Source organism: Bradyrhizobium sp. 215_C5_N1_1, assembly GCF_052075935.1.
GTDB classification, from domain to species: Bacteria; Pseudomonadota; Alphaproteobacteria; order Rhizobiales; family Xanthobacteraceae; genus Bradyrhizobium; species Bradyrhizobium barranii.
Genome location: NZ_CP197228.1, coordinates 7,757,034 through 7,772,278 on the forward strand (window position 1 = coordinate 7,757,034; position 15,245 = coordinate 7,772,278).

The 15,245-nt window shown below is 65.5% G+C and carries 10 protein-coding genes; 6 read left to right on the plus strand and 4 right to left on the minus strand.

All coding sequences use genetic code 11. From position 1 onward, the window contains the following. Positions 1 to 112 precede the first annotated feature (112 nt). Both AB7G19_RS37205 and AB7G19_RS37210 read right to left on the minus strand, forming a co-directional pair. Entirely contained in the window at positions 113 to 1,465 is a 1,353-nt protein-coding gene (locus AB7G19_RS37205) for an O-antigen ligase family protein (RefSeq protein ID WP_085403396.1), read from the minus strand. A gap of 39 nt (positions 1,466 to 1,504) precedes the next feature. Further along, positions 1,505 to 2,572: a glycosyltransferase gene (locus AB7G19_RS37210; RefSeq protein ID WP_085403440.1), complete on the minus strand. Its 1,068-nt coding sequence runs from the start codon at positions 2,570 to 2,572 to the stop codon at positions 1,505 to 1,507. Positions 2,573 to 2,820: 248 nt separating this feature from the next. Between AB7G19_RS37210 and AB7G19_RS37215 the strand changes: the two genes are divergently transcribed. Further along, positions 2,821 to 3,807, plus strand: a complete 987-nt coding sequence (locus AB7G19_RS37215; RefSeq protein ID WP_085403441.1) for a glycosyltransferase — start codon at positions 2,821 to 2,823, stop codon at positions 3,805 to 3,807. Positions 3,808 to 3,813: 6 nt separating this feature from the next. Here AB7G19_RS37215 and AB7G19_RS37220 read toward each other — a convergent pair whose 3' ends face one another. Next, on the minus strand, positions 3,814 to 4,842 hold the full coding sequence (locus AB7G19_RS37220) for a glycosyltransferase family 2 protein (RefSeq protein WP_085403397.1): 1,029 nt from the start codon (positions 4,840 to 4,842) through the stop codon (positions 3,814 to 3,816). A 396-nt stretch (positions 4,843 to 5,238) separates the two neighbouring features. On the opposite strand from AB7G19_RS37220, the gene AB7G19_RS37225 reads away from it, so the two are divergent. The 5 genes from AB7G19_RS37225 (at position 5,239) to AB7G19_RS37245 (ending at position 11,076) form a co-directional block, all read left to right on the plus strand. Further along, on the plus strand, positions 5,239 to 6,039 hold the full coding sequence (locus AB7G19_RS37225) for a class I SAM-dependent methyltransferase (protein ID WP_085403398.1): 801 nt from the start codon (positions 5,239 to 5,241) through the stop codon (positions 6,037 to 6,039). A 282-nt stretch (positions 6,040 to 6,321) separates the two neighbouring features. Further along, positions 6,322 to 8,700: an exopolysaccharide transport family protein gene (locus AB7G19_RS37230; RefSeq protein WP_085403399.1), complete on the plus strand. Its 2,379-nt coding sequence runs from the start codon at positions 6,322 to 6,324 to the stop codon at positions 8,698 to 8,700. Beyond that, positions 8,693 to 9,499 carry a WecB/TagA/CpsF family glycosyltransferase gene (locus tag AB7G19_RS37235; protein WP_085403400.1) on the plus strand — a complete coding sequence of 269 codons (807 nt, stop codon included), beginning with the start codon at positions 8,693 to 8,695 and terminating at the stop codon, positions 9,497 to 9,499. The genes AB7G19_RS37230 and AB7G19_RS37235 overlap by 8 nt, the downstream gene beginning before the upstream one ends. Positions 9,500 to 9,518: 19 nt before the next feature. Beyond that, positions 9,519 to 10,511, plus strand: a complete 993-nt coding sequence (gene galE, locus AB7G19_RS37240) for a UDP-glucose 4-epimerase GalE (RefSeq protein WP_085403401.1) — start codon at positions 9,519 to 9,521, stop codon at positions 10,509 to 10,511. Positions 10,512 to 10,734: 223 nt separating this feature from the next. After that, positions 10,735 to 11,076: a hypothetical protein gene (locus tag AB7G19_RS37245; RefSeq protein ID WP_063985656.1), complete on the plus strand. Its 342-nt coding sequence runs from the start codon at positions 10,735 to 10,737 to the stop codon at positions 11,074 to 11,076. Here the strand turns inward: AB7G19_RS37245 and AB7G19_RS37250 are convergent. Further along, a complete protein-coding gene (locus tag AB7G19_RS37250) occupies positions 11,050 to 15,165 on the minus strand; it encodes a bifunctional diguanylate cyclase/phosphodiesterase (RefSeq protein ID WP_085403402.1) in 4,116 nt (1,371 codons plus the stop codon). The genes AB7G19_RS37245 and AB7G19_RS37250 overlap by 27 nt on opposite strands. Between the last annotated feature and the right edge of the window lie 80 nt (positions 15,166 to 15,245).

Genomic DNA, 15,245 nt, shown 5'->3' on the forward strand with positions numbered 1-15,245 from the left:
GGACATGCGATTACTGAATGTTTCCAGATAGATTATGTTTGTCGCAGACCACAAGTGACGTAACGGCTTATCGTTAAGCCAACATCACTATCGCTTCGGCTGCGACAAGCTGTCAGCGCTCCGGTTCCGTCTGTTCAACGCATTGGAACCTGGCGAGGAAATGCAGGCCAGCCACTGCAAGCGCGAACATGAACCAGATCGGATTCTGCCGTTCGAGCAGGAAGGTCTCGGTGGCGCCGTAATACAGGCCAAACAGCCATACGGTGAGGAACAATTTTGCCAGCGCGCGACTATGGTTGTGAGCCTGGGCCGACTGGAAATTGCCGAGCGGTGCGAGCACGAAGACGAGAATCACCAGCAACAGCCCCGGCAAGCCGATGGTGACCGCGAGGTCGAGATAGCTGTTGTGGCTGTGCGCGGCGGACGTCGCCCATTCGGACCCCTGGGCAGTCTGCCGCGCGGTCACGTCGTCCCAGAACGCCGCATAGCCGTGACCGATGATCGGCTTCTCGGCGACGGCCGCGAGCGCGAATTCCCAGATCGCGGAACGGCCGGTGAAGGTGGGATCGAGCGGAAGCAGCCGCGTCAGCGCCCCGAGTGCCGGGCTCAAGACGCTGCCGACCGTCAGCAGGTTCATCACGATCAGCGGCACGAAGCAGATGAGCCGCTTCAGCCACAGGCCTGGCGTGACATAGACCAGCGAGGCGAGCGCGTAGATCGCAAGGCACAGCACCGTCGATGTCTTGCCGCCGGTGAAGATCAGGAAGATGCCGGCAAGCGCGGCGATCGCGGGCCCCATCACGAACGAGCCGACGCCGCAGAGATAAATACCGACATAGACCAGGATGGTCATCACCGGCGAAGCGATGTTCTTGTGGCCGAAGCTGCCGCGCCAGTCGCCGGCAAGCTGCGGCTCGGTGAGATCGAGCGCGGTGTGCATCGAATATTGCGGCGCGAGGAAGACGCCGAGATAGCACAGCACCAGCAGCACGAGCGCGGCGCCGCCTAGGCACAGGTTGAAAGTCCGCTGTGTCGGCGGCAGCAATGGCAACAGCATGGCGAGCGACGTCACGCTGACCGCCAGCACGAAGCGCTGGATCGAAACGCCGCGACTCTCGGAGAAGACGATGTTGATCAACAGCCAGCCGACCAGGCAAAGATGCAGTGGCGTCACCAGGCTCTTCAGCGCAGGCGCATCGGTGCCGGCGACGAACAGCATCGCGACCGCAGCCAGCAGACCCCAGGAGATATAGGTGAGCGCCATGCGCCCGCCGACGACCGTGGTCACATCCTCGTTGCGAAGGTCAGGAAACGGATCGAGCGTGATCAGCACCAGCAGCAGCGCCGCAACCGCGACGAGACAGCGCGCCGCCTGCGCGGCATTCAGCCCCGCGAGCCCATCGTGCAGGACGTGGCCCAGCGTTCGGGTCTCCACGTCGGTCATGTCAGCGACGCTGCGATCCATGGCTCGAGGCAAATGGTGAAGCCGGGGAAACTCGAAGTGTTAGCCCGTCCCTGTTAAGCATCCGTCAACCAGCACGCCCGAGGCCCGCGACGCCGTCTGCGGCCCCACGATGCTGCGCGCGATCTCGTAATATTGCAGCGCCCGCTGCTCCAGCGTGAGATTGTCGAGCACGAAGCCGCGCGGATCGAACGCATCAGCGGTGCACCCGGCCCAGAAACAATCCCAGCCCGCCTCGAACCCCGCGATGTCGATGAACTTGGCGCCGCAGCGGTCATCCCAATACGGCACCGACGACACCGGCGCGAACTGGACGCGGTGCGGATAATAATCCGGGTCGCGCCACGGGCCGCCGGGGTCCCAGGCGAACACCGGCACGCCGCAGGACAGAGCCTGCTGATAGGCGATGCCCTGGCTCTCGTTCTGGCACAGGAAGATCATCGCGCGCGAGCGCGCCAGCGCGGCCTGATAGTCTTCTTCCTTGTAGCTGCCGTAGCGCAATTCCGTGAACGAGCGGCCCTCCTTGAGGAGGCGGGCGCGGACGGGCTCGATCAGCTCCGGCGCGTAGCGCTCGCGGTCCCAATGGACCTTGTCGTAGATCAGGACGTCGACGGTCTTTTGCGACGGCGCCGATGGCGCCCAGAGATCCGTGTCGATGCCGATCGGCCAGGCCTCCGTGTCGGGCCAGTACGGCCGGTACATGTCGACGTACCAAGGGCCGGGCACCACGACCTTCTTCACCGGCAGCCGCTTGAACAGATCAGGATCGTCCAGCGGATGATTGTGGGCGGCAACGCCGAGCAGGATCGGATTCTTCCACGCGAACTTGTCGAGCAGGAAGGTGCGGCCGATGATGCAGGCGAGTTCGTCGGGATGCTGCGCGATGTAACCGTAATCGTTGACGCGGTAGCGGATACCGAGCCGGTCGAGCCCTGCGCAGAGATTGAGGAACACGCGAAGCTGCCCGCTCATGCGCGGCTCACCGAGCAGCATCCGGCGCGCCATGCGCCGCAGATGCCGGTCGCCGGGAAACCAGCGATCGTCCTTGTCCTCGTAGAAGAGGTTGAGGACGATGGCATCGGGGTCGTGTTCGAACGTCTTTGCGGGCACTAGATCCATCCGCGGCAAACAGGTCGGCATTCTCGCATGGGACCGGCTGTCGCACTCTTCCAAATTTGCGACAGGCTTAATGCCCGCGGCTTAACGCTAATCTACGAAACCAGAAACACGCAGGCCTTCGCGACAACGATTTGGCCGTAATGCGAGTATCATTCGCGGCGGGCCAATGTTGCGATTGATCGCAATGCCAGTCGGCAGATGCGCCCTGGTTAACAGACCCCTAAAGGCGAGCCGTGGCTCTGATCACCGCCGAAGATGTTCTCGATTTACCGGCTACCTCGCGCGTCGTTCCGGCGCCGCGTCTCCCGCTGCCGGCCGGCTCAACCACATCGGTGTCCGTCGTCATTCCCGCCAAGAACGTTGCGGCCTATATCGGCGAAACCCTCACCAGCGCGCTGGCGCAAGGCGAGATCACCGAAGTGATCGTCGTCGACGACGGCTCGAGCGACACCACCACGGCCATCGTCCGCGCCATTCGTGACCCGCGGCTGCGCCTGATGACCAACGAATCCGCCGGCGTATCCGCCGCGCGCAATCTCGGCGCACGATATGCGAGCGGCGAATGGCTGCTCTTCCTCGATGCCGACGACCGCCTGCGCCCCGGTGCGGTCGCGGCGCTGCTGGCGGCGGCCCGCAATGCTCCGCGCGCGGTTCTCGTCTACGGCGACTACAACACGATCGACAGCGAGGGACGGCAGATCGGCCGGCGGGGCCTGCTGAAGGGACGCCGCAAGCCGTCCGGCGACGTGCTGGCGCGGCTCGCGGCCGGCAATTTCATCGTCAATGGCGGCATCGCGCTCGCACGTGCGGAGGCCTTCCGCGCCATCGGCGGCTTCGACCCTTCCCTCAGATATTGCGAGGACTGGCATTGCTGGTGCCGCCTCGCCGCCATCGGCGAGTTCGAGTTCGCACCAAAGCTTCTGCTCGACTATCGCCTGCACACCGCCAACACCATGAATGCGGCCGTGCGGACGCCGAAGGACTTCTTCCCTGCGATCGCGCGGGTGTTCGACGATGGGCTGATCCTGGCGAGACTGCCCGAGGGTACGGCGGCCGGGCTGCGCCAGGCCGCCGAGGTCCATCTCGTCACCTATTCGGCGATGCAGGCCGTCCGCTTCGGCAGATATCGCGACGCCTTGGCTTATCTCGGGATGGTCGGCCGGCGCTCGCTCAAATCGCTGCCCCGCGCCGCGGTCAGGGTCGCCCTCGCCCGTTTGGGCATCTAACCCGCGTCAAGATACGATTTTCGACGCTTCGTAGGGCTTCGGTGCGAAGCCGAATGCTGCGAGCATGGAGCCAAGCGCGACCAGCGCGGGATGCATGGCGACGACGGCCTTCGATGTCGCGAGAAGACGAGCGGAACGCGCCAGCGACAGCGGCAGCCGTCCGAGCATCTGCGCGAACACTCGCGCCCGCGCGCCCGCGCCCTGTGCGGCCTTGTACTGCACGCGATAATTGATAGCGCCAATACGCAGGCCGCGCTTGGCGATCCAGCCGAGGCTGGTGCGGCTTTGCGGCACGGTCTCGGTGATGACCGCCTCAGCCGTCCAGTGGAAGATCATGCCGGCATCGCGGCACCGCACGAAGAAATCGCAATCGCCGCCGCCGAGGAAATTGAAGCGCAGGTCGAACGCGGGACGATCGAACCGCTCGAACGCCGCACGCGTGATCAGGCAGTTGCCACAGCCATAGATCAGCGGCACCGCGCCGCTGTAATCATAGGCGGGGCAGAAGGCGGGATGATGTGCGAGCCAGGGCTTGCTGTCGTCGTCGAAGACCGGCAGCACCGGCCCGCCGACCACGTCGGCGCCGGTCGCCTCCGCGGTGCGAACCATCAGCTCGAGCCAGTCGGGCGAAGCGATCTCGTCGTCGTCGATCATCAGGAAGCGGGTCGCGGCGGGAAACAGCGCCTGCGCCGTCTCGAAGGCGGCGTTGATCGCCTGGCAATTGCCCTGCCGCTTCTCGACCAGGCAAACGCCCTGGAGCCGGCCGTCGGCCAGATACTCCGCGGCAACCGGCGCGCTTTCGCGCCCCGCCGCGTCGTTCTCGACCATGACCACCGCGAAGGAGCGCGGGGTGCGCTGGCTCACGAGCGAGTCCAGTGTCAGCCGCAGATGGTGCGGGCGGCGGAAGCAGGGAATGCAGACGACGATGCCGACCGACAGGTCGATGACGCGGGAGCTCGCCGCGATCTCCCGGTTGGGATCGCGCACGGCATCCGAGATCCGGCTGGCGGAAAGGTCTGTCGGGATCAGCGTCATGGCATCCTAGATGTCCGATATGTATTGAAAAAGCCCTGCGTCAATCACGCAGTAATCGGCGCTGTCCTGCGACGGCACATCGCCGCGGGACAGATCAGTCCCAAAATGAACGGCGGGCCCGAGGCTCGCGACGGCGCAACGCCGCGGATCTCCCGCCCTTCATACGCTTAACCGCTTTTGCGCGTTTCTCCTGCAAGTCCCCGCATACGTGATAGTGCAATTCGCAGTCCATCACGCGCACGACAGCGCAACATGGACAATGCCGTAGTTAACGCCTGCCCGCATTAACCCGACCGTAAGCACCGCGACCGGTGAAGCGGCGCGGCATCGGATTTGCTCTTCGGGCATGCGAGATTTTTCCTGTAAATTTGAGTCGAACAAGCGCGGTCAGAAAAAATGAACAAGCCAGCCTCGATCGATTTCGCGACAGCCACGGCGATTCAAATCCCAGCGGCCGGTGCACGCACCCAGGCGCTGCACGATCTGGTCCCCGGCGAAGCCCGCGACAGCCTGCTCGCCGTCCACGACGTGCTACGCCGCGAGCTGCCGCAGGGCCAGCTCGCCACCTACGAGGCCGGCGGCGGCTCGTGCAGCGTCCTGCCACCGGAACTGCTCAACCGCAGCAAGGTCACCGTCGTCGACATCGACGAGGACCAGGTCCGCAACAACACCTACGCGGACGAGGCGATCCTCGGCGACGTGCAGACTTACAGCTTTGGACGCGAAACCTTCGATCTGGTGATCTGCTACAACGTGATCGAGCATCTGCCCCATGTCGATGCCGCGCTCCTGAATTTCCGCGACGCGCTCAAGCCCGGCGGAATGATCCTGATCGGCGCACCCAATCCGCGCTCGCTGTCGGGCGTCGTCACCAAATACTCGCCGCACTGGTTTCATGTCTGGTTCTACCGGAATATCCGCGGCATCAAGGATGCCGGCCTGCCCGGCGAGCCGCCGTTCCCGACCTTCTTCCATCCGCTGGTGACGCTGCCGCGGCTCGAAGCATTCGCCGCGGCCAACGGCCTCGAGACGATCTACCGCCGCGAGGTCGAGAGTCCGCGCTATCCCGAGATGCGCCGGCGCAAGCCGCTGTTCGCCGCTCTGGTCGATGCCGGCGCCGCCGTGATGAACGCCGTGCTGCCGGACAGGATCGACGTTCGCCGCGGCGATTACCACGTCATCCTACGGAAGCGCTGACAATCATGACACGCGCGCGGTCCATCGCAGGACGAGCGAAGCCTGGCGGCCTCGCTGCGCGCGGTAACGAACCGTTAATTCCTTGGGGACCTCAGCGTCACCGCGACGCGTCGAAGAGTGGCATGCGCTTAAACGCTTTGTTTGCCATTTCGGTGAATAGTCCCTCAATGAGTATGGTTAATTTTCCCTGTTGCGTTGATTGGGCACCTATATCCCGGGTGCGTGGCGTAAAGCGAAGAGTAACCCCTCAGCCCGCGGTCGTTGGAATGAAAGCTGGGGACTATGCTTGACTACAACCAGCCGATAGATCGGGCCGGACCGGAGGCCCCGCAGCAGAGGTCTCAAGCCGGCTTCAACGTGCTGGAGCTCGTCAATCTGCTCTGGCGGCGGAAGATCGCGATTGCCGCTGCCGCGCTCCTCGGCGCGACGCTTGCCGTCACCGCGGGCAAGAGCGTGACGCCCCGCTACACCGCCACCGCCCAGCTCTATGTCGACCCGCGCGAGCTTCAGCTCGTCGATCGCGAGCTCACGCCGCGTGCCCAGGACGTCTCCGGCATGGCCATGGTGGTGGAGAGCCAGGCGCGCCTGATTACCTCGAACAGCGTGCTGCTCCAGGTGATCCAGCAGGCCAATCTGGACAAGGATCCCGAATTCGGCGGCGGCGGTGATGCCAGGAGCCTGCTGTCGTCGCTGCTCGGCCTGATCGGCCTTCAGCCCCGCGCGCCCTCCGCCGCGGAGACGAAGGAAGTGCAGCTCGCGGCGCTCGACGCGCTGAACAGGCACATCACGGTCCGCAAGACCGAGAAGAGCTTCATCGTCGACATCGAGGTCTGGTCGACCGATCCGGCGAAAGCGGCGATGCTCGCCAACACGCTGACAAATGCCTACCTCGCCGAATCCCGCAACTCGCAGGCTTCGGCCGCGCGGCGCGCCACCAACGATCTCTCCGGCCGCCTCAAGGAGTTGCGCGAGCGGCTGCGCAGTGCCGAGACCGCGCTCGCCACCTACAAGGCCCAGAACAATTTCGTCGGCACCCAGGACGCGCTGATCAGCGACCAGCAGCTCTCCGCCAGCAACCAGCGGCTTTCCGCGGCCCGCGCGGCGACGATGGACGCACAGGCGCGGCTCGACCAGATCGAGGCGAGCCGGCGCACCGCTGCCGATGCCGGCGCGAATTCGGAAGCGCTGCAATCGCCGACCATCGCGAACCTGCGCGCGCAATATGCCGACGCGCGCAAGAAGTATGCGGAGCAGGCCGGCGAGCTCGGCCCGCGGCATCCGGCGCTGCGCCAGACCGAGAAGCAGGTCGAGGATCTCAAGCGCACCATCAACGAAGAGATCGATCGCTTCGCGCAGTCCGCCAAGAACGATCTGACGCGCGCCCGCGACTTTGAAGCCTCGCTCAACCGGGCGCTGGAAGCGCAGAAGCGGCAGAGCGTCCAGCTGAGCCAGGCCGCCGTGCGCCTGCGCGAGCTCGAACGCGAGGCCGATGCCAGCCGCGACGTCTATCAATCCTTCCTCAAGCGCTCGCGCGAGACCGAGGAGCAGGAGACCCTGAACACCTCGGCGGCCCGCGTCATCGGCGAAGCCACCGTGCCGCAGCGGCGCTCGTTCCCGCCGGCGATGAGCATGTTCGCCATGATCGGCTTCATCTTCGGCGCGCTCGCTGCTGCAAGCTGGTTCGTCGCGGCCGAGCTGCTGTCCGCCGGTGCGACCGCGCCGGCAGCGCCCACACCGGCCCGTCGTGAGCGCACGCCGGCACCGCGGCCTCCGCGCGCGCCGGAGGTTTCACGGACACCGGAGGTAGCCCAGCCGCAGCCGGCTCCGCGAGCTCCGGAAATTGCGCAATCTCTACCGGAGCTCGCCGCGCCATCGCTGCAGCCGGAGATGGACGAAAATACGCTGATCGGAAAGCCGCTGATCGCGCGCCTCCAGGAGGCCGACGTCATTCACACGCTCGGCGCCATCCTCGCCACCGGCGGCGGTGTCGATCTGACCCGACTTGGCTGGCCGACGCTGCGCCCCGGCTTTCCGCTGACGACGCTGCTCAACGCCTGGCGCGACATGCGCACTGCTGTGGCCCGGCGTGCCGGCGGCAAGGCCATGCCGGTCATCGCGCTCGTCGGCGCGGGCGAGACCACCGGGCGCAGCGTGACCGCGCTGAATTTCGCACTCGCGGCCGCGCGCGACGGCGCCCGCGTGCTGATGATCGATGCCGACCATCAGGCACACTCGCTCTCCAACAAGGTGAGCCGCCCCGGCAAGAGCGAGCCGAGCCGACTCGGCTGGCTCTCGATCGGCAGCAAGGCCTCGCGCGAGATCAAGACGGTCAACGGCATCTCGGTGCTGCCGGCCGCCGACGGCGATGCCGGCAAGGCGACTGAAGCCATGCGCAAGGCCATCGAGCAGGCGCGCGCCGCCGGCGGCTACGATCTCGTGATCCTCGACGGCCCCGTGACGCCGCTTGGTGCGGCCAGCCGCAAGCTGCTCGACGACGCCGACGCGCTGGTGGCGGTGCTGCCGACCAGCCTCGACATCAACGACGGCCTGGAAGAAATCCTGAACACGCTCGGCCGCGCCGAGCGCAAGCTCGTCGGCGTCGTGCTCGACGAGCTCACCCCCGCAACTCAAGCGCGCCAGCGAGGCAGACAATATGCTTGAGCGCCGCGTCAATCTGGACGGCCGGGCCGCAACCGCCGACGTGCCGCGGATCACTATCGGCGGCCTTCGCATGGCCGCGCTCGACCTGGAAGCAACTGCCGATTTCATGATCGAGGCGACCGATCCTGACAATCGCATCGGCCGTCCGCTGCACCTGACCTCGGCCAATGGCGAGGTGTTGGCGCGCTGCTCGACCGAACCGGAGACCGAACGCCTGTTCCGCGGCGCCGACCTCATCAACGCCGATGGCCAGCCCCTGGTCGCGGCGTCAAAGCTGCAATCCTGGTTTCCGCTGCCGGAGCGCGTCGCCACCACCGATTTGTTCCACGTGGTCGCGCGCAAGGCCGAAGCCGTCGGCCGCACTTTCTACATGTTCGGTGCCAGCGAGGAAGAGAACGCCGCGGCGGTCGCGAATGTCCAGCAGCTGTATCCAAACCTCAAGATCGTCGGGTACAGCCACGGCTATCTGCGCGGCGACGCCCTGCGCGCGAAAGTCGAGGAGATCAACGCGCTCGCGCCGGATTACCTCTGGGTCGCGCTCGGCGTGCCCAACGAGCAGGCATTCGTCGAGCAATACACGCCGCTGCTGACCAATGTTGGCGTTATCAAGACATCCGGCGGCTTGTTCAACTTTTTATCGGGCAGCCGGTCCCGCGCGCCGCAATGGATGCAGAAGATCGGGCTCGAATGGGCCTGGCGCACAATGCTCGAGCCACGCCGCCTGCTCTGGCGCTATTTGACCACCAACCCTCGCGCGCTCTATCTTCTCTTCAGCCGCAAACGGCCTTCCAATCGCTGAGAGAAGAGTAGAAGACGACATGACCGACCGACCGACCGTCCTCGTCACCGGGGGCGCGGGCTATATTGGCTCGCATGCCTGCCGCGCACTGTCTGCCGCCGGCTATCAGCCCGTCGTTTATGACAATCTCTCGACAGGTCATCGCAGCTTCGTCGCGGGTCCGCTGGTGACGGGCGACCTGCTCGACGGCGCCGCGCTGGCGCGCGCCTTCGCCGACCACAAGGTCACGGCGGTGATGCATTTCGCGGCGGCAAGCCTCGTCGGCGAGTCCATGACCGACCCGCAGAAATACTACATCAACAACGTCCAGGGCACGCTGTCGCTGCTGCAGGCGATGCGCAACGCAGGCTGCCAGCGCATCGTGTTCTCCTCGACCGGCGCCGTCTACGGCAACGCCGATTCCAAGGAGCTGCCGGAGGACTTCCCCTGCGCACCGATCAATCCCTACGGCGCGTCGAAATGGATGATCGAGCGCATGCTCGCCGATTATCGCGCAGCCTATGGCTTCGGCGCGTTCTGCCTGCGCTATTTCAACGCCAGCGGCGCCGACCAGGCCGGCGGCATCGGCGAGTTGCGTGACAACGAAACGCATCTCATTCCGCGCGCCATGATGGCGCTCCAGGGCCATGTCGACTTCGCCGTGTTCGGCGACGATTACGACACGCCCGACGGCACCGCGATCCGCGACTACATCCACGTCACCGACCTCGCTGCGGCGCATGTCGCAGCACTGAAGCTCCTGGAAACGGGACATGCCGGCGGCAGCTTCAATCTCGGCACCGGTTCCGGCTTTTCGGTCCGCGAGATCCTGAACGCCATCAGGCAGGAGACCGGCCGCGAGGTGCCGCACACCATGAAGCCGCGTCGCGCCGGCGATCCCACTTATCTGGTCGCCGATGCCTCCGCCGCGCGAAAAGTGCTGAACTTCGTGCCGCGCCATTCCGATCTAAAGACGGTGATCCGGACTGCCTGGGCCTGGCACCAGACAGCGCATCCGCTCAGGACGCGCTAGACACCCGTATTACGGCTTGCCGGTCGGGCCCCCGAGCGGCTAAAGAGATGATCACAGCCGGCGGCGGCGCATGTCCCGACCGCCGCATGTTGCTCTTATGGCCGCCAATGGAAGCGGCATGTGAGGCTCCGCCAATAGCGCGAGCCTGTTCTTCACAGCGAAGGCCACGATCGAGTCCGGGCATCGGCCTGCTTTCAGGCGCGGCCCAGGGAGCACGGAGCGAATGCATCAGGCCGCAAGCCTGCAATTCGAGCGCGTGATGGACGAGCTCGTCCTATGGCACGCCGTGCCGGAGGACGAACGCTCGCCCGCACCGGCCTGGTGGTGGGGACCGGCGATGGCGGTGGTCGACGCGCACGAGCCGATGCGACAGGTGTGGTGTTGTGAGCTGGGCCTCGGCGACGGCTCGAGCTTTGCCGAAGGTGCGCATGCCCTCCTCGAGCTGTTCGCCGAGCAAACCTCGCAGCCCTGGCCGGATGATTTTCCGCGCAAAGCGGACATCAAGCAAGACAACGTCCGCGAGCTGCACCCGCAGCCGTCAGATGACAGCGCGTTTCAGCCGTAACGCCGCGGCTTCGGTCGCAGCGAGGTCAGGCTCCGGCTGGAGCGGCGGCGCGACAGGCAGCTCCATCGGCCGCAGCAGCTCGGCCATCTGCCGCGCCGGCACCGGTTTGGAGATGAGGAAGCCCTGCATCTCGTCGCAGCCATGGGCGCGCAGGAACGCCTCCTGCTCGGCGTTCTCGACACCTTCGGCGACCACGGTCATGCCGAGCGCCTTGCCCATGCTGATGATCGCCTGCGCGATCGCCTGGTCCTCCGAATCCTGCGGCAGGTCGCGCACGAAGGAGCGGTCGATCTTGATGGTGTCGATCGGAAAATGCTTCATCAGCGACATCGACGAATAGCCGGTGCCGAAATCGTCGATGGCGAGGCGGATGCCGCGGCTCTGGATGGCGTCGAGCACCTTCAGCGCGCGACCGACATTGCGCATCATCATGCTCTCGGTGACCTCGAGCTGGAGCAGCACCGGCGACATGCCGGAGGCCGCCAGCGCCTCGTCGACGTCCTGCAACAGATGTTCGTCGACAAACTGTCGCGGCGACAGGTTGACCGCCATCGACACCGGCAACAGACCGCGGCGCTGCCAGGCCATGGCCTGCGCGCAAGCCTCTTTCACGACCCAGCGGCCGATCGGAACGATCAACCCGGTCTCTTCCGCAAGCGGAATGAATTGCGCCGGCGAGATGCTGCCGAGATCCGGGTGCGTCCAGCGCAGCAGCGCTTCCACGCCGGTGATCTGGCCGGTCTCCATGTCCACCTTGGGCTGGTAGTTCAGCGAGAACTGCTCGCGCTCCAGCGCCCGGCGCAACGCGCTCTCGAGCGACAGCCGCTCGATCGACTGCGTCTTCACCTCCTTGGAGAAGAAGCGATAGCCGTTCTTGCCGTCTTCCTTGGCGAGATACATCGCCATGTCGGCGTTCTTGGTCAGCGTCTGAACGTCGGAGCCGTTGGCCGGATACATCGCGATGCCGATCGAGGCCGTGGTGTGGCACTCGTGGCCGGCCAGCTCCATGGGCTCGGCGAGCGCCACGAGCAGTCCGGTCGCGATGCGCTGGACGTCGTCGATCTCACCGCACTGGTCGAGGATCACCACGAACTCGTCGCCGCCGAGGCGTGCGACAACGTCGGTTTCCCGCAGCGCGCCGCGCAGCCGGCTCCCCACTTCGAGCAGGAGCAGATCGCCGGCCTCATGGCCGAGCGAATCGTTGATGACCTTGAAGCGGTCGAGATCGATGAACAACACCGCGAAGCGGTGATCGTGGCGCTGAGCTTCGTCGATCGCCTCCCGCAACAGCCCGTTGAAGGTCTCGCGGTTCGGCAGGTCGGTCAGGCTGTCATGCGAGGCGAGGTATTCGATCCGCTCGTCGGCCTCGTTCTTCTCGTCGGCGCGATCGAAATTCTCCATCGCGAAGGAGACGTTGTCGGCGAGGCGCTGCAACAGCTCGACGAACTCGGCCGTGAAAGTCTCCTGCTCGGTCGACATGTAGATCATGACGCCGACGGGCTGATCGTGCGTGATCAACGGGAACGCCGCGCCGGAGCGCGCGCCGTCGCCTTGCAGGACGGCGTGGAAGGCGCTCACACGGCTGTCGTTGACATAGTCGTTGCTGACACAGGGCTGCCGGGTGCGGAACGCGGTGCCGCTCATGCCGCGCCCCTCGGGCCGGTCGGCGTCGATGGAGAGACGAACGTTCCTCGTGGTCTCGGCGGACGGCCCTGCGGCCGCGACGATCGCGAGCTGGTCGCTGTCGGCCTTGGCGAGCGCAATGGTCGTCGAGGTGAACTTGCCGCCGGTGGACGCGGCCTGACACACCAGCTCGAACAGCTCGGTGCGCGACTTGGCCCGCACGATCGCCTCATTGGTGGCGCTCAGCGCGGCGAACATGCGCGTCAGGCGCTCCTTCTGCGCCTCGGCCCGTGACCGCTCCTCGGCCCGGGCGAAATTGTCGAGCGCAAAAGAGACGTTCTCCGCGAGGCGCCCCAGCAACTGGATGAGGTCGGGCGTGAATGTGCCTTCGTCCGGCGAAAGGAACAGAAGGACGCCGACGGCATCGGTGCCGTTCTTCAGCAGCGGGAAGCAGCCGCCGGATTTCGTCCCTTGATCCCGCGCGATGCGACGCCAGTGCGTCGCACGAACGTCCGTGAGGAGCTCGTTCGCGACGCAAGGGGCCTTGGTGCGAAATGCGGTGCCGGCGAGCCCGCGTCCTTCGGGCTCGTCGGCAGACGTTCCGAAACGCCAGTTCTCGACGTGACTGCGACACTCGCCCTTGGTGACGACGATGTCGAGATAGCGCCCCGTCGGATCGACCATGGCGATGGTGGCAGACGTGAACGTGCCGCCGAGCACGGCGGCCTCGCACACGGCTTCGAACAACTCGGCGCGGGACTTCACGCGCATGATCGCTTCGTTGGTCGCGCTCAGCGCCTCCAACATGCCCCGAAGACGGTTGCGCTGCATTTCGGCCTTCGCCTTCTCGTCGGCGCGATCGAAGTTCTCGAGCGCGAAGGCGACATTGGCCTGGAGCCGTTGCAGCAGCTCGACGAATTCGGGCGTGAACGTGCCGCGTTCCGGCGAGTTGAAGAGGAAGACGCCTTCGACGCTGTCGCCATTGAACAGCGGCAGCGCCGCGGAGGAGCCGATGCCGTTCCGACGAGCGTTGGCCGCCCAGGGCGCGATCCGGTCGTCGGACTGCACATCATTGCTGATGCAAGGCTGGCGCGTGCGGAAAGCGGTTCCCGTCAGCCCTCGGCCTTCAGGCACCTGGTCGGACGTGGAGAATTTGAAATTTCGGACCATATCCGCGTTCGGCCCGTAGCAAGCAACGACGCGAAGCAGCTCGGCATCGTGATCGACGAGCGCGATGTTGGCCGAGGTGAACTTGGCGCCTTTCGCCGTCGCTTCGCAAACGAGGTCGAACAGCTCGGCCCGCGAGCGTGCGCGCAGGATCGCCTCATTGGTCGCGCTCAGCGCCGCGTACATGCGCGCCAGGCGGTCTTCCTCCTCGGCGATCCGCGCCTTCTCGGCCTCACGGTCGAAATTGTCGATCGCGAAGCAGACGTTCTCGGCGATGCGCAGCATGAGTGCGACGACCCCCTCGTCCTTCGCCCAGGACTTGCTGAGGAAGGACAGGATGACGCCGATGCTCTCGCCGTTCCGGATCAGGGGGGCCGCGATGCAGGCGGCAACACCCGTGTTGAGATTGGCCTGCTCCCACGGCGTTCCCCTGGTGCGACGCGCGAGATCGCGTTCGACATGGGGCTTCTGGGTTCGAAACACCTCGCCGGAAATGCCGCGACCATAGGGATTCTCGGGGTCGACGGAGTAGTGGGTCCGGGCCACGATCTCCAGATTCTCGCCGGTGCCGGCGACAGGCTTCAGCCAATGCGAGTCCTGCTCCTTCAGCAGAACGAAGGTCGCCAGCGACTTGCCGCCGTGCACCGAGGCGTCGCACACGAGCTGATACAATTCCCGCTCGGTCTTCGCACGCAGGATGGCTTCGTTGGTAGCGCTGAGCGCGCCAAACATGCGGTTGAGCCGCCGCGTCGCGAGCTCGCTGGTCTGCCGCGCGGTCTCGCGCGCGAAATTGTCGAGCGCATAGGAGATGTTGGCCGACATCCGCTCGAACAGCGACACCATCTGCTCGTTCAGCGAGCCGGCTTCCCTGCGGGTCACATACAGCACGCCGACGCTCTTACCGCTGCAGAGCAGCGGCAGCGCAGCCGCCGCGCCGATGTGGGCCTTGGCTGCGCCCTCGCGCCACGCCAGCGAGCGAGGATCATTCAGGTAATCGTTGCTGATGCTCAGCTTCTGATTGCGAAAGGCTTCGCCGCCGACACCCGCTCCCTCGGGCGTGACGGAGTCGGTCGTGATCTCGAGCGAACGCAGCCGCGCAACGTCATCGCCGCAACCGGCCGCAAAGCACAGCCGCCGGCCATCCGGCCCCACCAGGAAAACCGCAACGGCCAAAAAGTTTCCGCTCGAAAACCCGGCGTCGCAGACCTTCTGGTACAGCTCGTCCGGCGATTTCGCGTAAAGGATCGCTTCGTTGATGGCGCTCAACGCTGCAAAGGTGCGCGCGAGGGTCGTCTGCACGGTCTCAGCTCCCGGGCATTTCTGCCTAATTCTCCCGGGTGCTTTATGAACGGCGACGGCCTAAGTGGTCGTTATTGCGC